Genomic DNA, 19,447 nt, shown 5'->3' with positions numbered 1-19,447 from the left:
GCCCGTCCCATCGCAAAATTCGCGATCCAAATCCATCACCGAACGATCATCATAACCTGCCCCCTGTCCTTTTCGCCTTTCCATGGGTAAGGAGGCCGCTTCCTTTCGCTCTTTTGGGACCAGCAATCACCGTGGCACGCGAAATCACCGGATTTTCCAACCCGCTGGTGAAGCGCGTCCGATCGCTGCGGGAAAAGAAGCATCGCAAGGCGGAGGGGCTGTTCCTGGCCGAAGGCCTGCGCATCCTGACCGAAGCGCGCGAGGAAGGCGTGCTGCCCGAAATGCTGTTCCATGCCGGCTCCACCCACCCGCTGGCGCTGGAACTGATCGACGCGATCGAGGCGGACGGCGGCGACGTGATCGAAACCACGCCCGACATTCTGTCGAAGATCAGCGGCAAGGATAATGCGCAGGCCGTGGTCGGCGTCTATCGCGACCGGCTGACCCCACTGGCAAAGCTGGACCGCAGCACCGCCGACATCTGGATCGTCGCGCAATCGCTACGCGATCCCGGCAATCTCGGCACCATATTGCGCACCGGCGACGCCGTGGGCGCAGGCGGCCTCATCCTGATCGACGATTGCGTCGACCCCTTCTCGGTCGAATCGGTCCGCGCCTCCATGGGCGCACTCTTCACCCAGTCCATCACCCAGGCACGCTGGGGCGAATTCATGCACTGGCTGCGCGAAGGGCCGGGCGAACTGATCGGCACCAGCCTCAAGGCTACGCAGGATTATCAGGAACCGCGCTACGCCAGCCCCAGCTTCCTGCTGGTCGGCAACGAAGCGCAGGGCCTGCCGGAATCCTATGAGGCCGAATGCGACCAGCTGGTGAAGATGCCGATGCTGGGCAAGGCCGACAGCCTGAACGCGGCCGTGGCCACGGCGGTCATGGCCTATGAATTGCTGAATCAGAAACGCAGAACGTAATAGACCGTGATCCCAGCGACCCGAAGGGCGACCGAAGGTCAACGCTGGGATCTCACTTTTCTTCCGGAACGGCCGGGAGGAGAGAGATGCCAGCCTACGCTGGCATGACGCAATGGGGGCGAGACAACGTGACACAGGTAAGCGGCATGGGAGAGATGTGGCGGCACAAGCGGGTGCTCGCCGCCAGCCTGATCGGCACGGCGGTCGAATTTTACGACTTCTACATCTACGCCACCGCCGCCAGCCTGATCTTCCCCTCGCTCTTCTTCCCCGCCTCCTCGCCTTCCGCGCAGTTGATGGCCTCTTATGGCAGCCTCGCCCTCGCCTTCTTCGCACGGCCGGTCGGCGCGGCGGTGTTCGGCCATTATGGTGACCGCATCGGGCGCAAGGCCACCTTGGTCGCCTCGCTGATGCTGATGGGCGGCTGCACCCTGCTGATCGGCTTCCTGCCCACTTATCAGATGATCGGTTACTGGGCGCCGCTGATCCTGTGCCTGCTGCGCTTCGGTCAGGGCTTTGGCCTGGGCGGCGAGTGGGGCGGCGCGGCGCTGCTGGCGGTGGAAAACGCCCCGCCCGGCTGGCGCGCACGCTTCGGCATGTTCCCGCAGCTGGGCGCCCCGGTCGGCTTCATCGCCGCCAATGGCCTGTTCCTGCTGCTGGGCGCCTTCCTCACTGACGAAGATTTCTTCGCCTGGGGCTGGCGCCTGCCCTTCATCGGCAGCGCAGTGCTGGTGATCCTTGGCCTCTGGGTCCGCCTCAAACTCACCGAAACGCCGGAATTTGCCGCCGCGCAGAAGGAAACACCGCCACCCGCCGTCCCACTGGCCACCTTGCTCTCCTCGCACCTCGGCGCGGCGATCGCCGGCACCTTCGCCTGCGCCGCCTGCTTCGCGGTCTATTATATCGCGACGGCCTTCGCGCTCGGCTACGGCACCACCGCGCTCAAGATCGACCGGGAAATCTTCCTAGCCATCCAATTGGGCGCGATCCTGTTCATGGCGCTCAGCATCGTGCTGGCCGGCTGGTGGTCGGATCGCACCACGCCCACCACCGCGCTCGCATGGGGTTGCGCAGGCACCGTGGCAATGGGCCTCGTCTTCGGGCCGCTGATCGGCACCGGCGCGCTGCTGCCGATCTTCGTCGCGCTCAGCCTCGCCCTGTTCGTGATGGGCTTCATTTACGGGCCGCTGGGCGCCTATCTCCCCGCCCTCTTTCCGATCCAGCTGCGCTACACCGGCGCGTCCTTCGCCTTCAACCTGGGCGGTATCATCGGCGGTGCGCTCGCGCCGATCGTCGCCACCTGGCTGATCGGCATGCAGGGCGTGGGCCTCGTCGGCCTTTACATGTCGGCGGCAGCGGTCATCAGCCTGGGCGGCCTCTGGTTCACCAGCCGCACCGCCCCGGTCAGATGACTTTCCGCATCAGCAGCATAGGCACGCCGCTATCCTCAAATTCCCGCACGCCTTCGAACCCAAAGCTGCGATAGAGCGGCACCCCCGCCATCGTGCCGGACAGTTCCAGCGCGGCAAACCCCTCCGCCTTCGCCGCCGCCTCGCACAGCGACAGGATCATCGTCCCCACGCCTTTGCGGATATGATCCGGGTGGGTGTACATCGCCCGCACCTTCGCCGGTTCGGTTGCTGGGTCGAGCAGCCGGTCGTCCCGCCCCGCGCTGTGATTGCCGCCATAGGCCGTAGCCCGCCGGCTCCAGCCGCCGCAGCCGGCAATCGCACCCTGATCCTCGATCACGAAATAAGTGCCGTCAGCGATCAGCCGGCTGTCCAGCCCCATGAAGCCATGGCTGGCCGCCACCTGCTCCGGCGTCAGCCAAGCGGCTTGCAGTTGCTCGATGGCGCGGGTCATGACGGCGGACAGCGCCGCTTCGTCGGCGACCGTGGCAAGGCGATGGGTAAGCATGCCGGCGTCCATGCAAGGAAGCAGCCGGCCCCGCAAGGGACCGGCTGCAACAAAATGATCAGCAGGGATCAGAACTTGAAACCGGCCTTTGCGTACCAGAAGCCGCCATTGAAGCCGAAGGGCGACACATCCGGATAGATGTCGCCGGTGAACCGGCCGCCGGTCGACGCATAGACCGGACCCAACGTCCCCTTGGTATTGGAGAATTTGTCGGGATAGTTGCTGAAGATATTCTGCGCGCCTGCGCTCAGCGTGAAATTCTCGTTGAGCTCGTAGCTGACTTCCAGATCGAACACGAATTCGCTGCCGAAGGTCTGCGACACCGGGCCGTCATCCGTCATGGTATATTTGCCGTACCAGTTCATGCGGCCCAATATGGACAGCGGCCCGGCCGTCCAGTTTTCGGTCAGAATGACGCGCGTCTTGGGCAGCGTCTTTTCCAGCTGCGCAACACGCACATCCGATACCACCGTGGCATCGCGGTCCGTGACCTTGGTCTTGTTCCAGTTGAAGGCCAGCGTCGAATTGAGCACGCCCAGATCGCCGATCGCCATCCGGTAGCTGCCGACCACATCGATGCCCTGCGTCCGGGTGTCGAAGGCGTTAGTCAGGAACTGCACTTCATTGACCGTGGCATAGTTGGCAAGGCCGAGCGACTGGAGCGTCGGACGTTGCGCATCGTCGATCACGAAGGTACCCGATGTGCCGATCCGATCCTTCACCTTGATATTGTAATAGTCGATCGACAGCGTGACGCCCGGCGCCGGCGTAAACACGGTACCCAGCGAGAAGCTGACTGACTCCTCGGGCGTCAGCGGCTTTGCGCCCAGGAAGGCGGCGACCGGGCTGGTCACCGGCAGCGTCATGGACTCGATCGCATTGGGATTACCGGGATTGAACACCGTCGCAATGCTGCTCGAATTGACCTGACCCGGCGTCGGCGCACGGAAGCCCGTCGCCACTGTGCCGCGCAGGGCAAGGATGTCAGGCACGACGGCGTAGCGCGCCGAGAATTTGCCCGTGGTCGAATTGCCGAAGTCGGACAGATGCTCGTAACGACCGGCAATGCCGAACGACAGCTGATCGGTCACGTCGCCTTCGATGTCGATATAGAGACCCTTGGAATTGCGGCTGCTCTCACCCGCAATGGCCGGGCCATAGCCGGGGAAGCCGTTAGCGCCGACCGGCAGGGTAACGGACAATTGCGTGCCGTCCGCGTTCAACACCGGCGTCCCATCCTGATGGAACACCAGGTTGCCGGTATAGGGACCGACGGCATAGGATGCCGCGTCGCCCAGACCCAGTTCATAGGCTTCCCGGAAATACTGCCCGCCAAAGGCGATGGTGATCGGGCTGGCGAAGCCGACTTCCCACGGATAGCTGAAGTCTGCGTTGAACAGCGTTTCGCTCTGTTTCAGCTTGCCCAGGTAAAATTCGGTCGGCGATGTGATGCCCAGCGACGGGTTCATCGTGCCGTTCATCGAATATTTCAGCGTCGACTGGCCATAGCTGCCCGACAGGTCGTAGTTCAGGCCGAAGCCCATCGTCCCCTTATAGCCGACCGTGCCCGAAATATCGTCGATCTTGCCGAAGAAGATCGGGGTGAAGCCGCCCGAATAGACACAGCTCCAATTCTGCACCAGCGGGTCGGAGCAGGTCGACACCTGCGTATAGTCGCGCGTGGTCGGATCATAACCGTTGGGCGCGTAGACGTTGCCGCCAGCCGCACCGGTCTGGATGCCGGGCAGCGTATTGTCGAAATCCGTGAAATAGTCATTGAAAATGCCGTTATGGCCAAAGCTGTTGCCTTCGATATCGACCCCGGCGGTATCCACCGACTGGCGATAGTTGAAGCTTTCCTCCTGGAAGCTGTGACCATAATTGCCGAAGAAGTAGATGCTGCTGTTGTCGTCCAGGTCGAAATGGCCGTTCGCAAACAGGCGGTAGGATTCCATCTTCGGATTGCCGTAGCGCTGCGCCAGCGCGGGCACCCCGATATCCGGCTGTTCCTGCGCCAGCAGATGCGCGCCGGCGCGCGTCACGCCACGGCTGGTCTTGCCAGCGTTCACATATTCACCGCTGAAGTTGATGACCCCGCTGTCGCCCAGCTTGAAGCCGGCGTTCAGCGCCACCTGATAATCCTTGCCGTCGCCGCGATAATATTGGCCGTAGCGGGCATAGCCGGAATAACCCACATCGTCGCGCAGCGTCATGTTGATGACGCCGGCAATCGCGTCGGAACCATATTGCGCCGATGCCCCGTCGCGCAGCACTTCGACAGCTTTGACCGCGATGGCAGGGATTTGGGCAAGGTCAGCCGAATGCGCGCCGGCCGACTGGGCATTGGCGCCGATCTGGACCAGTGCGCTGCGATGCATGCGCTTGCCGTTGACCAGCACCAGCGTCTGATCAGGCGCCAGCCCGCGCAGGTTGGGTGGACGGACGAAGGAAGAACCGTCACCGATCGCATAGCGCGCAACCGAGAAGGACGGCACCAGATTCTGGATGACCTGGTTCATGTCGGCCGTTCCCTGCTTTTGCAGTTCCTGGCCGGAATAGACATCGATCGGTGTGGGCGATTCGGCGACGGTGCGGTCGGTACGGCGAGTACCGGTAACGATGATGGTTTGCCCCGGTTCCGCCGGCGCGGCCTCCTGCGGTCCGGCGTCCTGCGCAACGGCAGGAACAGTGTAGAGGAGCGCAGCAGCAATCGCGCCGCGCGAAATCAGACCCTCAATCTTCATCAAAAAGCCCCCTTAATGTCTTTTAGTTGAGGCCTTCCGACATTCCCCTTCCCCGACAGATCCAGTGATTTTGGCCGCGACCACCCGCTGCCAAAATCAAGGATTTCGGCATCGCAACATTTGGTAACGTCTGGAAATGAAAGGCTGACATAAAAGCACGGCGGGTCAAACGCCATTTATGCCGCACTGCAAAATCCTCCCGTCGGCATCCGCCGTCGGGCGACCGTTGAGCAATTCAAATATTTGTAACACAAAGAAAAAGGCGGCGACCCTGGGGGTCACCGCCTGTTTCATTTTTACAACTGTCAAGAGACAGCGAAGGATTAACCTTCGCGATTATCCCGACGCTCGGCGATGCGAGCGCGCTTGCCGGTGCGGCCGCGCAGATAGTAAAGCTTCGCACGACGCACGACGCCGCGACGGACGACGGTGATCGAATCGAGGTTGGGCGAATAGAGCGGGAACACGCGCTCCACGCCTTCGCCGAACGAAATCTTGCGCACGGTGAAGTTGGAACCCATGCCCTTGTTCGAACGGGCGATGCACACGCCTTCATAGTTCTGAACGCGGCTACGCTCGCCTTCGATGACCTTCACGCCGACGCGCAGGGTGTCGCCGGGACGGAATTCGGGGATATCTTTGGCGAGAGCGGCAATGTTTTCCGCCTCGATCTGCTGGATGATGTTCATGTAACGTCAGTCCTTGGTCTTTTGCTGCGCACCAGAGGGCGAACGGTCCCGAACGCCGATGTGACGTTCCCAAAGGTCCGGCCGCCTTAGCCGTGTATCTGCCTCCGCCTGTTGTTTCCGCCAGGCGGCGATCTTCGCATGATCCCCCGATCGCAACACTTCGGGAATCGCGCGACCCTCCCATTCCACCGGGCGGGTATAATGCGGATATTCGAGCAGCCCCGTTTCAAAGGACTCCTCGACTCCGCTGGAAGCCGCGCCCATTACACCGGGAAGCAGCCGAACACAAGCATCCAGCAGCAGCAAAGCCGCCATTTCGCCGCCGGACAGGATGATGTCGCCCATGCTGACCTGCTCGATCGGCCGGGCGTCGAAAATCCGCTCGTCAAACCCCTCGAACCGGCCGCACAGGATCGTCGCGCCCGGCCCGTCGGCCAATGCGCGCACGCGCTGCTGGGTGATGGGTTTCCCACGCGGCGTCATCGCCAGCACCGGCAGGTCGGGGCGCCTGTCCAGCGCATGATCGACCGCCTTGGCCACTATGTCCGCCCGCAGCACCATGCCCGCGCCACCACCCGCCGGCGTATCGTCCACCGTGCGATGGCGATCGGCGGCGAAATCGCGGATATGGATCGGATCGCAGGTCCATTTGCCGTCCGCCAGCGCCCGGCCGGCCAGCGACGCGCCCAGCGGCCCCGGAAACATATCGGGGTAAAGCGTCAATATCTGCGCCGTAAAGCTCATTTGCACCGCCGCGCCCGCAGCCGCGCCGCGGAAAAGCCGCCGGCCAGACAGAGAAGACCGCATATCAGCAGGGTCAGTCCCAACCGGATCAGCATATCCGACCAGCCGTCATGCCGCATCGCGCCGGGAATGATGAACAGCAGCGGCATCGGCAGGATCAGCGCCATGGCGGTCAGCATCTTGATGCGCGGCGACCAGCCGATGACCCACAGCCGCCAACCGGACGCGATCAGGAACAGCAGATAGGCGCCGAGCGCAAGTTGCGGAACGATGGGCATGCAGCGCGCTTAGGCGATGCGGCGCCCAGCGTCCAGATCAGGGGGCCTTGATCGCGATCTTCAATTCCTGGATCTGCGCCGTCGGGGCCGGCGCGAGCAGGATGGTGCCAGCCACCCTGCCCTTCTCACAAACCCATGTAAAACTGCCGGACAGGCCACCACCCGCCTTGATCTGCGCATCGGTCCGACATGCCCCGACCTCCGCCTTCAGCGCGGCCAGCTTCCGCCGCCAACTGTCCAACTCGCTGTCCATCAGGAAATTCATCGCCAGCCGGTCCCGCGCCGCGCCCACATCGCCCGCCGCATAGATCCGCCCCGCTGCGGCATAGCCCTCCGCCAGCAGCGGCGACACCGCCAGCGTCCGCTCGATCAACGCACCGGCCTTCTGCAAGGCGATGGCCGCGTCCCAGGCCGGACCCGCCCCGCCATTATAGGTGCGGTTGGTGAAGACGAAGATACCCACGCCATAGTCGGGCATCAGCATCACATGGCTGCCATAGCCGGGATAGCCGCCGCCATGCGCCAGCGTCAGGCCCAGGTCGCAATCCTGCGCGATCCGCATACCAAAGCCATAGGATAGCGACTGACGACAGGCCGCTGCACCGCTCGCGCCGTAGCGCTGTGCTACGCTGGTGAAATTGCTGCCCTCGGCCAACATCCTGACCGATGCCCGCGACACCGGTCCATCATCCGCCTCGTCCCGCGCCGGCCAGGCGGACAATAGGAACGCCACCCAGCGTGCATAATCGTTGGCGCTGGTCTGCAACCCGCCCATCGCCCCGAAAGCGCCATCCCGCATGTCAGGCTCGCCTTTCCAACGCCCCTCTTCCCAGCGATAGCCGATCGCCCGCCGCTCGACCGGCCATTCGCCAATCTCATAGCCGCTGGACGTCATGCCCAGCGGCGTCAGCAACGTCCGCTCGACATAGACGCGATAGGGCTGCCCCGTGACATTCGCGATGATCCGCCCCAGCAACGCGAAGCCGAAATTGCTATATTCATAATGGCTGCCCGGCGCGCTGCTGAACGGCACCCCCTGTTGCAGCATACGCGTAAAGTCCGCCTCCGGCAGCGGCGTCTGCCGGTCGCCCCAGGGATTGTCGTCGACCAGCCCTGCACTATGGGTCAGCAGGTCGCGAATGCGGATGCGCGGGCTATCCTTGGTCGGATAGGTCCATCCGCGCATTTCGGGCACATAGGTTTCCGCCAGATCGTCGAGCGACAACCTGCCTTCCTCCCGCAGTTTCAGGATGGACAGGGCGGTGAACGCCTTGGTCATCGAAGCGATACGGAACAGGCTGTCCGCCGTCACCGGCCGCTTGCGCACCAGATCCTGCATCCCCAGCCCCTTCACATGGACCAGCCTGCCATTGGCGACGATGCCATAGACGAGTCCCGGCGCATGACTATCCACCTGAAAATCGGCAAACAGCGTGTCGATGGCCGGCAGCGCCGCCTCGATCCTCTTCTCATCGGCCGCCTGCGCCGTCGCGGGCAGCAGGCTCAACAGCAGCAACCATGAGAAGAAGCGTCCCGTCACTGCGTCCAATCCTCCACTCTCAGGCCGGGAATATCGGCGAAATCCTTTTCATTGCGGGTGACCAGTATCAGGCCCAGAGCCAGAGCCTGCGTTCCGATCAAACGATCGAAGCCACGCCGACGCACCCCAACCTGTCGCACCACTTTCGCATAGATATGCGACGCTGCATCATCGAAGGCCATAACCTGCATCAGGGACAGGAACGTGTCGATCCGCCGCGTATCGCCGTCCGAATCAGCGGACATGCGGCTACCCACCCGCAATTCCGCTGCCGTCACCGCAGATACGGCCAATCCGCCCAGATTGGCTCCCATGCGTTGGGCCAAAGGCGCACTACGCCCCAGCAGAAAATCAATGCAGACATTGGTGTCGAGCAGATAGGAAAGTTCGGTCACGCAGCCGCCGTCGCGCCGCCATCATCGCCCCAGTCACGATCCGCCTGATCGACGTCACCGCGCCCATCGCTCATGAAACCTGCCGACATGCTGCCATACAGACCCAGCAATATCTCTTGTGACTGATCCTGCTTCCAAAATGAGAAGCTGCCATCGTCATGGGAGATGACCACAACCTCCTCGCCATCGGCAAGGCCCAGGCTGCGCGGCAGCCGCAAGGCCAGGCTATTGCCGGACTTGAAGACCTTGGCTCTATACTCTTCGCCCATGGCGAACCTCCGTATATACGGAGTGTATATACTATTCTGTGAAAAGCGCGTCAATCACGGCGCTGTCGTCGCCCACGGTCACTGCGTGCATCGGCGCCATGAAACGCTTGGGCTTCTTGCCTTCCTCTGCAGGACGCTCCACCTCGATGATGTCGCCAGCACCGAAATTCTCGACCGCGATGATCGTGCCCAACGCTTCGCCGGTGCTTGCGGTGCAGGGCAGGCCGATCAGGTCGGCATGATAATATTCGCCCTCAGCCAACGGCGGGAGGGCGGAACGGGGCACAGTCAATGCCGTACCGCGCAGGGCTTCAGCCGCGCCGCGATCGCCGATTTCGGCAAAGCGGGCCACCGCGCCATTGGGGCCGGGGCGCACCGACTTCAACGTCAGCATGCGCCCCGCCACATCGAAACTCTTGTAGCTTTTGAGGCTTTCCGCCCCTTCGCCAAAGAGTTTCAGACGGACATCGCCCGCCACCCCATGCGCACCGATGATCGCGGCCAGAGTGACGGGCTTGTCTGTCATTATGCTCAGCCTTCAGCCTGTTCGGCAGCAGCTTCTTCAACAGGCGCTTCTTCAGCGGCCGGCGCAGCAGCGGCTTCGGCGGCAGCAGCCTTGGCGGCTTCGGCAGCTTCAGCGGCTTCGGCAGCCTTGGCAGCGCGGTCTTCAGCGCGGTCCTTGGCCTTCTGACCCGGCTCAGCCTTGTTCGGGTTGTTGCGCGCCTTGCGCTCCTTCACGCCAGCGGCGTCCAGGAAGCGAGCGACGCGGTCGGTCGGCTGCGCACCAGCGGCAACCCAATGCTTCGCACGCTCGGTGTCGAGCACGACGCGCTTTTCGTCGCCCTTGGGCAGGACGGGATTGTAGCTGCCGATACGCTCGATGAACTTGCCGTCACGCGGTGCGCGGCTGTCGGCCACGACGATGCGGTAATAGGGGCGCTTCTTGGAGCCGCCGCGCGACAGACGGATGGAGGTTGCCATGGAACTAAACCTTTCTAACTCAACTGCTTTTTAGGAATTGCCATCCCAGCGATAGCTGGCGCCTCTCCTCCGTTTGCGGGCGGCGAGGCCCCAGCTTTCGCTGGGATGACGGGTTACTTCACTTCTTCATGAAATTCTGAAAACCGGGCGGCAGCTTGGGCATATTGCCGCCCAGACCACCAAGGCTTCCGCCCAGACCCGACAGGTCAGGCGGACCACCCGCGCCGCCATCGGGGCCACCAAGGCCACCCATGCCGCCACCGGTGAACATCTTGGCCAGCCCTTTCAGGCCGCCCATCTTGCGGATCTTCTTCATCGCGCCTTCCATTTCCTGATGCATCTTCAGGAGACGGTTGACATCCTGCACGGTGCGGCCGGCACCCTTGGCAATGCGGATCTTGCGCTTGGCGTTGATCAGGGCGGGCTTTTCCCGCTCCTTGGGCGTCATCGATCCGATCATCGCATCCAGATGGAGCAAGGTCTTGTCGTTCGCGCCGCTATTGGCCATCGCCGCCTGCGCTTTCTTGAGGCCCGGCAACATGCCCGCCAACGCGCCAAGACCACCCATGCGACGCATCTGGTTCAGCTGGCTACGCAGGTCGTTCATGTCGAACTGACCCTTGGCCATCTTCTTGGCCAGCTTGTCGGCTTCCTCGGCGTCGATCGTCTCGGCGGCACGCTCGACCAGCGACACGACGTCGCCCATGCCCAGGATGCGCTGCGCGACGCGGGCGGGATGGAACGGCTCGATCGCGTCCAGCTTTTCACCGGTGCCCGCGAACTTGATCGGACGGCCGGTAACGGCGCGCATCGACAGCGCCGCACCACCACGCGCATCGCCGTCCATACGGGTCAGCACCACGCCGGTCAGCGGCACCTGCGCGGTAAAGCTGGTCGCGACATTCACGGCGTCCTGCCCGGTCAGCGAGTCGACCACCAGCAGGATTTCCGCCGGATTGGAGACGTCGGCGACCGCCTTCATCTCGTCCATCAGCGCCTGATCGACATGCAGACGACCTGCGGTATCGAGCATGACCACGTCGAAGCCCTGAAGCTTCGCCGCCTGCAACGCCCGCTTGGCGATATCGACCGGCTGCTGTCCGGCGACGATCGGCAAGGTTGCAACGTCGGTCTGCGTGCCGAGAACGGCAAGCTGTTCCTGCGCGGCCGGACGCTGGACGTCGAGCGACGCCATCAGCACCTTCTTGCGCTCTTTTTCCTTCAGCCGCTTGGCGATCTTCGCGGTGGAGGTGGTCTTACCGGAGCCTTGCAGACCGACCATCATGATGACGGCGGGCGGCGACACGTCGATCATCAGATCGCTGGTTTCGGACCCCAGCGTCTCGGTCAGCGTGTCGGATACGATCTTGACGACCATCTGGCCCGGCGTAACCGAGCGCAGCACATCGCTGCCCACGGCCTTTTCGGTGGCCTGATCGACGAACTGGCGCACCACGGGCAGCGCGACGTCGGCTTCGAGAAGTGCGATTCGCACCTCGCGCATCGCGGCGCGGACATCGTCCTCCGTAAGCGCACCGCGCCCACGCAGCTTGTCGAATACCCCACCGAGACGATCGCTTAGCGAATCGAACATCACCACCTCATTTGGGCCGAAAGGCCCGAAAAATCGTGCTTACCCATCAAACGACAAAATCGCCGGCGGGCGAAACTTCGCCGGCCAGCGTCCATCCGATGCCCCTCTTGGGCGTCCTGGAGTCGTCAGGATATCGGACGGAGACCGACCGATTGCACGGGCGCCTTTACGGGAAACAGGCAAGAAGTGCAAGCGGGCGCATGGAACGGCAAGGATGGCCGGACGACAGATGGCTCCCTGTCCTACATCGCCCCTCCCTGCTAGAGCATTACGCGTTTAACTGCCTCACTCAACCTCCGTTCGTCCTGAGCCTGTCGAAGGACGCGCGCAACGTCCTTCGACAGGCTCAGGACGAACGGACGACATCTAAAGCAGGCTGCCCTCCCCCCGAAAGGCACGGACAAGCAGCACCCTCCCACTTTCCGATAGGATCAACGCAGTGTAACTTTATTTCGCTTTTTGCGGGAAATATGCGAAGTTAAGGCAAAGACAGAGGGGAGCCTAAGATCATGAGTTGGACACGCCGCAAGCCGATGGAGGCGATGACGCCGAAGGATGCAGGGCATCAGATGGCCCGCACCCTGTCCTGGCCACACCTCCTCGCGCTGGGCGTCGGTGCGATCGTCGGCACGGGCATCCTGACGCTGATCGGCGTCGGCGCGGATCGTGCCGGCCCCGCCGTCCTGCTCTCCTTCGCCATTGCCGGCGCCATCTGTGCCTGCGCTGCGCTCGCCTATGCCGAACTCTCGACCATGATGCCGGCGGCGGGCAGCGCTTATAGCTATAGCTATGTCGTGCTGGGCGAAGGCATCGCCTGGATCGTCGGCTGGTCGCTGATCCTGGAATATAGTCTGGTCGTGTCGACCGTGGCGGTCGGCTGGTCCGGCTATGCCGCGCCGCTGCTGACGCCTTTGGGCTTCCCGGAATGGCTGACCAAGGGGCCGGAACTGGGCGGCGCGATCAATCTGCCCGCCATCTTCATCATCGCCGTGGTCGCGGGCCTGCTGATGTTCGGCACGCGCGAAAGCGCCCGCCTCAACACTATCCTCGTCCTCATCAAGATCGTGACGCTCAGCCTGTTCGTCGCCTATGCCCTGCCCGCTTTCGACGCCGCCAATCTCGAACCCTTCATGCCCTTCGGCTTTGCCAAACATATGGGACCGGACGGCGTGGAACGCGGCGTCATGGCTGCGGCCGCGATCATCTTCTTCGCCTTCTACGGTTTCGACGCCATTTCGACGGCCGCAGAAGAAGCCAAGAACCCCGATCGTGACCTTGCCATCGGCATCGTCGGGTCGCTGATCGTCTGCACCCTCATCTACGTCCTCGTCGCCGCAGCGGCGATCGGCGCCCTGCCCTTCACCCGCTTTGCCGACAGCCCGGAACCGCTGGCGCTGATCCTGCGCGAAATGGGCCAGGGCAGCATCGCCCGCATCGTCGCCATCGCCGCCGTGATCGCGCTGCCGACCGTGCTGCTGGGTTTCCTCTACGGCCAGAGCCGCATCTTCCTGGTGATGGCGCGCGACGGCTTCCTGCCGCAAAGCCTTGCCAAAATCTCGAAGCGCGGCACCCCCGCCCGGATCACGCTGGTGACAGCGGCATTGGTGTCGATCATCGCCGGCGTCCTGCCGATCGACGAAATCGCGGCGCTGGCCAATGCCGGCACGCTGATCGCCTTCACTGCCGTGGGCCTGTGCCTTCTCGTCCTGCGCAAACGCGCCCCGGACCTGCGCCGCCCCTTCCGCACACCTGCGGCATGGGTCGTGGGCATCGGCGCGGTGGCCGGCTGCGCCTATCTCTTCCTCAGCCTGCCGATGAAGACCATCATCGCCTGCGCGATCTGGAATGCGATTGGGCTGGGCGTGTACTTTCTCTATGGGCAGAGACGGGCGAACCCCGCAAAATAAGGAGTTGGAATTGACTGCCGTACTGAGCATCACGCTGGCCGCGACACTTGTTCCGACAATGCCGGCAAAGTCGCCCGCATATTGGCTGAGCGACAACGACTACCCTTCGGGTGCGCTGCAGCGGAAAGAGGAAGGGCCGGTAGCATTTTCCCTTCTCATCGCGCCGAGCGGGCGCATTGCCAACTGCATAATCACAGCGACCAGCGGCTCTGCCGATTTGGACGAACGAACCTGTGCCATGATCGCTTCACGCGGTCGCTTTAAAGCGGCGAAGGACGAAAATGGCGCTGAGACATACGGCTCTTATAGAGGACTACTGTCCTGGCGCCTCCCCGGCAATCAAGGTGGCCCATCCTATCGCTACGTGCCGCCCGTTGATATGACGTTGCAAGTCAAGCGCTTGCCAGGCGGGGCGCAGGAGGAGAGCGTATCACTTATTACGAAGCTCGACCCAACGGGGCACATCACCATTTGCGAACCGTTCAAACCCGACAAATCATCCGCAAAGCTGATCGAAGTCGCATGCCAGCAAGCAAAGGAAGCCTACACTTCGCTGGCCACCAACGCTGAAGGCCGGCCAGTGCCGGTGGTTCGGCACCTCATAGTCAAATTCCAGGTCGCGGCGGAATAACGCCAGACTCGCCTTTTCCCTCCACCCCCACTACATGCGCGCCATGGGACGTTTTTCGAAGATGCATGGCCTAGGCAACGACTTCGTCGTGATCGACGCGCGGGAAAACACTGTCGACATGACGGAAGCCCGTGCTCGCGCCATTGCCGATCGCCATGCCGGGATCGGCTGCGACCAGTTGATCCTGATCGGCGAGAGCGACGACGCCGACGTGTCGATGCAGATCTTCAACGCCGATGGCACCGAAGTGGAAGCCTGCGGCAACGCGACCCGCTGCGTCCCCCTGTTCGTCGGCCGCGATGTGCTGATCCGCACCAAGGCCGGCGTGCTCGACGCCAAGTCCGTCGACGGCGGCGCCAGCGTCGACATGGGCGCCCCGCGTTTCGACTGGGACGCTATCCCGCTCGCCTATCCCATGGACACGCTGACCATGGGCGCCAGTTGGGAAGATCTGCCCGCGCCCGCCGCCGTCAATGTCGGCAACCCGCATGTCATCTTCTTCATGGACGATCTGGAGTCCGTCGATTTTGATCGCCTCGGCCCGCTGATCGAGCATGACCCGCTCTTCCCCCAGCGCGTGAACGTGAACTTCGCGCAGGTCGTGGGCGAAAACCACATCCGCCTCGTCGTCTGGGAACGCGGCGCCGGCCTGACCCGTGCCTGCGGCACCGGCGCCTGCGCCACCGCCGTCGCCGCCATCCGGCGCAAGCTGATGACCGGTCCCGTGACCGTCAGCCTGCCGGGCGGCGACCTCGTCATCGCATGGGCGCCCGGCGGCTCGATCCGTATGACGGGCCCCGCCACCCATGTCTTCGATGGCGAGGCCGACTGGTCGCGTTTCTGAGCCTATGGCCGGCCCCGACATCATCACCATGGGCTGTCGCCTGAACATCGCAGAGAGCGAGGCGATACGCGACATGGCGCAGGGCCAAGACGACCTGATCGTCGTCAACAGCTGCGCCGTGACGGCCGAGGCGGTGCGCCAGACCCGGCAGGCGATCCGCCGCGCCAGGCGGGAACGGCCCGACGCCCGCATCCTCGTCACCGGCTGCGCGGCTCAGACCGAACCGCAGACTTTCGCCGCCATGGCGGAGGTGGATGGCGTGATCGGGAATCGGGAGAAGATGGAAGCAGAGACTTATCTTCCGTCATCCCAGCGCGAGCTGGGATCTCTCTTTTCTACTCCACACGAAGGAAGTGAGATGCCCGCGTTGGCTGACGCCGCCCTTCGGGTCGCTGGCATGACGGAGAAGGTGAAAGTCTCCGACATCATGGCCGTGCGCGACACCGCGCCGCACATGGCCTCCGCCTTCTCTGACCATGCCCGCGCCTTTCTGGAGGTGCAAAATGGCTGCGACCATCGCTGCACCTTCTGCATCATCCCCTATGGCCGGGGAAACAGCCGCTCCGTCCCGGCGGGTGCCGTGATCGAAAAGGCGAAAGAACTGGTCGACGCAGGCTATCAGGAAATCGTCCTGACCGGCGTGGACGTCACCAGCTATGGCCCGGACCTGCCGGGCAGCCCGTCGCTCGGCCTGCTGATCGAGCGCATATTGAAGGGCGTGCCCGACCTTCCCCGCCTGCGCCTGTCCTCGATCGACAGCGTGGAGATAGACGAACGGCTGTTCGACCTCATCGCCCACGAACCGCGCATGATGCCGCATCTGCATCTGTCGCTACAGGCGGGCGACGACATGATCCTCAAGCGTATGAAGCGCCGCCACGGCCGCGCCGACGCCATTGCCATCGTCCAGCGCGTGAAGGCCGCCCGCCCGGACATCAGCATCGGCGCCGATATCATCGCCGGCTTCCCGACCGAAGACGACGCTATGTTCGCGGGCAGCCTCGCCCTGATCGACGAATGCGACATCGTCCACGGCCATATCTTTCCTTACTCGCCGCGCATCGGCACGCCCGCCGCGCGCATGCCGCAGGTCGATCGCGCCACGATCAAAGCCCGCGCCGCCCGCCTGCGCGACGCCTGCGCCACCCGCCGCGACGGCTGGCTGCGCAGCCTGATCGGCTCCACCCAATCGGTGCTGGTCGAACGCAACGGCCTGACCGGCCATGCCGAAAATTTCGCGCCAGTGCGCTTCGCATCGGCACAGCCCCCCTCCTCCATCGTCCGCGCCACCATCACGGGGCTTGAGAAGGACGCCCTGATCGCGCAAGAGGCAGCATAATGACTGATACCGGCACCAGCTGGCGCGACCGCCTCTTCGGCGGACTGAAGCGCACATCCGACAGGCTCGGCGACAATCTCACCGGCCTTTTCTCCAAGGCCGCGCTCGACGCGCAGACCCTCGATGAGATCGAGGAAGCGCTGATCGTCAGCGACCTTGGCCCCGCCATGGCCGCGCGCGTGCGCGATCGTCTGGCCGAAGGGCGCTATAACAAGGAACTGACCGAAGAATATCTGCGCGAGATCATCGCGGAGGAAATCGAGAAGACCCTCGCTCCGGTCGCCCGCCCACTGGAGATCGAAGCCTTCCCGCGCCCACAGGTCATCCTGGTGATCGGCGTCAACGGTTCGGGCAAGACCACCACCATCGCCAAGCTGGCCAATAATTTCCTGGAGCAGGATTATGGCGTGATGCTGGCGGCCGGCGACACGTTCCGTGCGGCGGCGATTGGCCAGCTCAAGGTATGGGCCGAACGGCTCGGCATCCCCATCGTCGCGGGCAAGGAAGGCGGCGACGCCGCCGGCATCGTGTTCGACGCGGTCAAGCAGGCGACCGAAACCGGCATCGACGTGCTGATCGTGGATACCGCAGGCCGTCTCCATAACAAGACCGAACTGATGGACGAGCTGGCCAAGGTGCGCCGTGTGCTGGGCCGATTGAACCCGGCCGCCCCGCACGACGTTGTGCTGGTGCTGGATGCCACTACGGGACAGAATGCGTTGAACCAGATCGAAGTCTTCAAGGAAACCGCGCAAGTGACGGGGCTGGTCATGACCAAGCTCGACGGCACTGCGCGCGGCGGCGTGCTAGTCGCGGCGGCGGAGAAATTCCGCCTGCCGATCCACGCCATCGGCGTGGGTGAAAAGATCGAGGATCTGCGCCCCTTCGATCCGGGCGACATGGCCCGCGCCATTGCAGGGACGGCTTATGCCCGCTGACAGCAAGCCCGCCGCCAAGCCAGCGCATAACGGCACCCTCAGCCTCGCGCTCGATTTCGGACCGCTGCTGGTCTTCTTCCTGACCTATAAGGGCGCAGGCTGGATCTGGGGCGCCGGCAATCCGATCACGGCGATGACCTTTGGCACGGCCGCCTTCATGGTCTCGATCGTGATTGCGGTCATCGTCTCGAAAGTGAAGCTGGGCCGCGTGTCGCCGATGCTCTGGCTGTCGGCGCTGCTGATCCTCTTTTTCGGCGGCCTCACCATCTATTTCCACGACCAGAGCTTCATCCAGTTGAAGCCGACCATCATCTACGCCTTCTTTGCGCTGATGCTGTTCGCCGGATTGCTGCGCGGCCAGCCTCTGCTCAAATATCTGTTGCAGGCCGCGTATGACGGGCTGACGCATGAAGGCTGGCTGAAATTGTCCCGCAACTGGGCGCTGTTCTTCGTCGCCATGGCGGTCGCGAACGAAGCGATGCGCCGGACGATGACCTTCGACACCTGGCTGGCGGTCAAGGTCTGGGGCGTGACGATCGTGTCGGTCGTGTTCGCCGCGGCCAACATCCCGATGCTGATGCGCCACGGCCTGACGCTGGGCGATGGCCTGGACAGCGACGAGGTGGGCGAAACCACCCCGCCGCAGGGCTAGGCGGGGGGGAACTAAATCTTTCCGTGCCACATTGCCTGTTTGGTAGCGTAATGTCCTGTCCTACAGGATCGATCTCCTCTATCCTGCGATCGGCTCTTTCGATTGTCGGCAAAAGCGTACCGTAGACGTCTCTGCGCCGGCACTGCAAAAGCGACATAAAGTGGCAATTCCGCATGCTTTTTGTGGTTCTTTTGTCGCTTTATCGCAAGATTCTGGGCGATTGGAATTGGACCACGCCGCATGAGTGATTTTGAGCGAAATGGAATATTTCACTCAAAATCACACCAAATAAATATGAAGAGGCTCAGACCTCTCTCGCCTGTGCAACGGCATCAATGATGATGTCGCGCAATTCGCCGTCGCGGTCGGGCCAGAGAATCGCAGCCCCCACCCGCATCCCTATCAACGCCGCGCCGATCGGTGTCAGGATGGAGATATGGCCCTGCGCCACATCGGCCTGAAGGGGATAAACCAGTCGCACCTGCCGCACTGCGCCGCTCCGCGCGTCACGATAGGTTACGTCCGATCCCATGGCGACGACATCCTCCGGCAGGTCGACCTGCGCACAAAGACGGGCACGGTCGACTTCCTCCAGCAGTTGTTCGCACACGTCGGGGAAGCGGTCCCGCGCGGCCCAGGCGAGATCGGAAATGATGTCGGCTTCGTGTTCGACAAGTTGGATCGTCGGCAAAGCCGTCCGTTGCATGTGCAGAGTCATGAAAAGGTATCCTGATAGAGGCATGGCCCGCAATGCGGGCATCAAGGGTCGACAAGAAGGTGCCCCGGACCCTGCCGACGGAACGCCTGTCAGGTCCGGGGCGGATCGCCCGCGAGAAGCTGGCCCCCGTGATGACGGAAGCGTGGAAAGGCTATGCCGCTCTGCATTGCCTGATCCTGTTCGACCCAGCCGATACTGTCAAGAAACCACTTCGCCCTGCCCTTTACGGTCAGCTTTCGACACGATTTTCTGCGATCGTTTCGCAATAGGCACATATCTGTTTTCTTGGGCGTTGGGTGCGCATATGGGAAGCGACGGAGGCGTCCACGCCCCGCATG

General features: G+C 63.1%; 21 protein-coding genes. 9 read left to right on the top strand and 12 right to left on the bottom strand.

Going from position 1 to position 19,447, the window contains the following annotated elements; all coding sequences use genetic code 11:
* Positions 1-131 precede the first annotated feature (131 nt).
* Together RQH62_RS12365 and RQH62_RS12360 are read left to right on the top strand one after the other, a co-directional pair.
* Positions 132-929 (top strand): RNA methyltransferase, encoded by a 798-nt coding sequence (locus tag RQH62_RS12365; RefSeq protein WP_311269156.1) that lies wholly within the window; start codon positions 132-134, stop codon positions 927-929.
* Positions 930-1,015: 86 nt separating this feature from the next.
* On the top strand, positions 1,016-2,341 hold the full coding sequence (locus RQH62_RS12360) for an MFS transporter (RefSeq protein WP_311269057.1): 1,326 nt from the start codon (positions 1,016-1,018) through the stop codon (positions 2,339-2,341).
* Here the strand turns inward: RQH62_RS12360 and RQH62_RS12355 are convergent.
* From RQH62_RS12355 to ffh, 11 genes are all read right to left on the bottom strand, one after another.
* A complete protein-coding gene (locus RQH62_RS12355; RefSeq protein WP_311269056.1) occupies positions 2,334-2,846 on the bottom strand; it encodes a GNAT family N-acetyltransferase in 513 nt (170 codons plus the stop codon). The genes RQH62_RS12360 and RQH62_RS12355 overlap by 8 nt on opposite strands.
* Before the next feature lie 68 nt (positions 2,847-2,914).
* The gene (locus tag RQH62_RS12350) at positions 2,915-5,590 is read right to left on the bottom strand and encodes a TonB-dependent receptor (protein WP_311269055.1); all 2,676 of its coding nucleotides are present in this window, start codon (positions 5,588-5,590) and stop codon (positions 2,915-2,917) included.
* Positions 5,591-5,913: 323 nt separating this feature from the next.
* Positions 5,914-6,279, bottom strand: coding sequence for a 50S ribosomal protein L19 (rplS, locus tag RQH62_RS12345; protein ID WP_150411837.1), 366 nt, complete (start codon positions 6,277-6,279; stop codon positions 5,914-5,916).
* A 6-nt stretch (positions 6,280-6,285) separates the two neighbouring features.
* Positions 6,286-7,023 carry a tRNA (guanosine(37)-N1)-methyltransferase TrmD gene (trmD, locus tag RQH62_RS12340; protein ID WP_311269054.1) on the bottom strand — a complete coding sequence of 246 codons (738 nt, stop codon included), beginning with the start codon at positions 7,021-7,023 and terminating at the stop codon, positions 6,286-6,288.
* Positions 7,020-7,301: a hypothetical protein gene (locus RQH62_RS12335; RefSeq protein WP_311269053.1), complete on the bottom strand. Its 282-nt coding sequence runs from the start codon at positions 7,299-7,301 to the stop codon at positions 7,020-7,022. Before RQH62_RS12335 ends, trmD begins: the two co-directional genes overlap by 4 nt.
* 37 nt (positions 7,302-7,338) lie before the next feature.
* The gene (locus tag RQH62_RS12330) at positions 7,339-8,841 is read right to left on the bottom strand and encodes a serine hydrolase domain-containing protein (protein WP_311269052.1); all 1,503 of its coding nucleotides are present in this window, start codon (positions 8,839-8,841) and stop codon (positions 7,339-7,341) included.
* Entirely contained in the window at positions 8,838-9,236 is a 399-nt protein-coding gene (locus RQH62_RS12325; RefSeq protein ID WP_311269051.1) for a type II toxin-antitoxin system VapC family toxin, read from the bottom strand. Before RQH62_RS12325 ends, RQH62_RS12330 begins: the two co-directional genes overlap by 4 nt.
* The gene (locus RQH62_RS12320) at positions 9,233-9,505 is read right to left on the bottom strand and encodes an AbrB family transcriptional regulator (RefSeq protein WP_311269050.1); all 273 of its coding nucleotides are present in this window, start codon (positions 9,503-9,505) and stop codon (positions 9,233-9,235) included. Before RQH62_RS12320 ends, RQH62_RS12325 begins: the two co-directional genes overlap by 4 nt.
* A 31-nt stretch (positions 9,506-9,536) precedes the next feature.
* A complete protein-coding gene (gene rimM / locus RQH62_RS12315; RefSeq protein WP_311269049.1) occupies positions 9,537-10,031 on the bottom strand; it encodes a ribosome maturation factor RimM in 495 nt (164 codons plus the stop codon).
* 5 nt (positions 10,032-10,036) lie between these two features.
* Entirely contained in the window at positions 10,037-10,486 is a 450-nt protein-coding gene (gene rpsP, locus RQH62_RS12310; RefSeq protein WP_311269048.1) for a 30S ribosomal protein S16, read from the bottom strand.
* Between the two features lie 118 nt (positions 10,487-10,604).
* Positions 10,605-12,080, bottom strand: a complete 1,476-nt coding sequence (gene ffh / locus RQH62_RS12305; RefSeq protein WP_311269047.1) for a signal recognition particle protein — start codon at positions 12,078-12,080, stop codon at positions 10,605-10,607.
* A gap of 509 nt (positions 12,081-12,589) precedes the next feature.
* Between ffh and RQH62_RS12300 the strand changes: the two genes are divergently transcribed.
* Genes RQH62_RS12300 through ispZ form a run of 6 tightly spaced genes read left to right on the top strand, consistent with a single transcriptional unit; the run spans position 12,590 to position 18,391 of the window.
* On the top strand, positions 12,590-13,987 hold the full coding sequence (locus RQH62_RS12300; protein ID WP_311269046.1) for an amino acid permease: 1,398 nt from the start codon (positions 12,590-12,592) through the stop codon (positions 13,985-13,987).
* Between the two features lie 10 nt (positions 13,988-13,997).
* Complete coding sequence (locus RQH62_RS12295; RefSeq protein WP_311269045.1) at positions 13,998-14,618, top strand: TonB family protein; 621 nt, start codon at positions 13,998-14,000, stop codon at positions 14,616-14,618.
* 43 nt (positions 14,619-14,661) lie between these two features.
* On the top strand, positions 14,662-15,462 hold the full coding sequence (gene dapF, locus RQH62_RS12290; protein WP_311269044.1) for a diaminopimelate epimerase: 801 nt from the start codon (positions 14,662-14,664) through the stop codon (positions 15,460-15,462).
* Positions 15,463-15,466: 4 nt separating this feature from the next.
* The gene (gene mtaB / locus RQH62_RS12285; RefSeq protein WP_311269043.1) at positions 15,467-16,801 is read left to right on the top strand and encodes a tRNA (N(6)-L-threonylcarbamoyladenosine(37)-C(2))-methylthiotransferase MtaB; all 1,335 of its coding nucleotides are present in this window, start codon (positions 15,467-15,469) and stop codon (positions 16,799-16,801) included.
* Positions 16,801-17,739 carry a signal recognition particle-docking protein FtsY gene (gene ftsY / locus RQH62_RS12280; RefSeq protein ID WP_311269042.1) on the top strand — a complete coding sequence of 313 codons (939 nt, stop codon included), beginning with the start codon at positions 16,801-16,803 and terminating at the stop codon, positions 17,737-17,739. The genes mtaB and ftsY overlap by 1 nt, the downstream gene beginning before the upstream one ends.
* The gene (gene ispZ / locus RQH62_RS12275; RefSeq protein WP_311269041.1) at positions 17,729-18,391 is read left to right on the top strand and encodes a septation protein IspZ; all 663 of its coding nucleotides are present in this window, start codon (positions 17,729-17,731) and stop codon (positions 18,389-18,391) included. The genes ftsY and ispZ overlap by 11 nt, the downstream gene beginning before the upstream one ends.
* A 304-nt stretch (positions 18,392-18,695) precedes the next feature.
* Here ispZ and rnk read toward each other — a convergent pair whose 3' ends face one another.
* A complete protein-coding gene (gene rnk / locus RQH62_RS12270) occupies positions 18,696-19,109 on the bottom strand; it encodes a nucleoside diphosphate kinase regulator (RefSeq protein WP_311269040.1) in 414 nt (137 codons plus the stop codon).
* A 59-nt stretch (positions 19,110-19,168) separates the two neighbouring features.
* On the opposite strand from rnk, the gene RQH62_RS12265 reads away from it, so the two are divergent.
* Complete coding sequence (locus RQH62_RS12265) at positions 19,169-19,378, top strand: hypothetical protein (RefSeq protein WP_311269039.1); 210 nt, start codon at positions 19,169-19,171, stop codon at positions 19,376-19,378.
* Positions 19,379-19,447: the final 69 nt, after the last annotated feature.

It is taken from the genome of Sphingobium sp. WCS2017Hpa-17 (assembly GCF_031843765.1).
Lineage (GTDB): Bacteria > Pseudomonadota > Alphaproteobacteria > Sphingomonadales > Sphingomonadaceae > Sphingobium.
This window is presented reverse-complemented; position numbering and strand designations above follow the sequence as displayed.

Excerpts from the sequence above, each read along its gene's own strand:
- RQH62_RS12360 (WP_311269057.1), top strand. The coding sequence starts at position 1,016 with ATGCCAGCCTACGCTGGCATGACGCAATGGGGGCGAGACAACGTGACA.
- RQH62_RS12355 (WP_311269056.1), bottom strand. The coding sequence starts at position 2,846 with ATGCTTACCCATCGCCTTGCCACGGTCGCCGACGAAGCGGCGCTGTCC.
- RQH62_RS12350 (WP_311269055.1), bottom strand. The coding sequence starts at position 5,590 with ATGAAGATTGAGGGTCTGATTTCGCGCGGCGCGATTGCTGCTGCGCTC.
- rplS (WP_150411837.1), bottom strand. The coding sequence starts at position 6,279 with ATGAACATCATCCAGCAGATCGAGGCGGAAAACATTGCCGCTCTCGCC.
- trmD (WP_311269054.1), bottom strand. The coding sequence starts at position 7,023 with ATGAGCTTTACGGCGCAGATATTGACGCTTTACCCCGATATGTTTCCG.
- RQH62_RS12335 (WP_311269053.1), bottom strand. The coding sequence starts at position 7,301 with ATGCCCATCGTTCCGCAACTTGCGCTCGGCGCCTATCTGCTGTTCCTG.
- RQH62_RS12320 (WP_311269050.1), bottom strand. The coding sequence starts at position 9,505 with ATGGGCGAAGAGTATAGAGCCAAGGTCTTCAAGTCCGGCAATAGCCTG.
- rimM (WP_311269049.1), bottom strand. The coding sequence starts at position 10,031 with ATGACAGACAAGCCCGTCACTCTGGCCGCGATCATCGGTGCGCATGGG.
- rpsP (WP_311269048.1), bottom strand. The coding sequence starts at position 10,486 with ATGGCAACCTCCATCCGTCTGTCGCGCGGCGGCTCCAAGAAGCGCCCC.
- ffh (WP_311269047.1), bottom strand. The coding sequence starts at position 12,080 with ATGTTCGATTCGCTAAGCGATCGTCTCGGTGGGGTATTCGACAAGCTG.
- RQH62_RS12300 (WP_311269046.1), top strand. The coding sequence starts at position 12,590 with ATGAGTTGGACACGCCGCAAGCCGATGGAGGCGATGACGCCGAAGGAT.
- dapF (WP_311269044.1), top strand. The coding sequence starts at position 14,662 with ATGGGACGTTTTTCGAAGATGCATGGCCTAGGCAACGACTTCGTCGTG.
- mtaB (WP_311269043.1), top strand. The coding sequence starts at position 15,467 with ATGGCCGGCCCCGACATCATCACCATGGGCTGTCGCCTGAACATCGCA.
- ftsY (WP_311269042.1), top strand. The coding sequence starts at position 16,801 with ATGACTGATACCGGCACCAGCTGGCGCGACCGCCTCTTCGGCGGACTG.
- ispZ (WP_311269041.1), top strand. The coding sequence starts at position 17,729 with ATGCCCGCTGACAGCAAGCCCGCCGCCAAGCCAGCGCATAACGGCACC.
- rnk (WP_311269040.1), bottom strand. The coding sequence starts at position 19,109 with ATGACTCTGCACATGCAACGGACGGCTTTGCCGACGATCCAACTTGTC.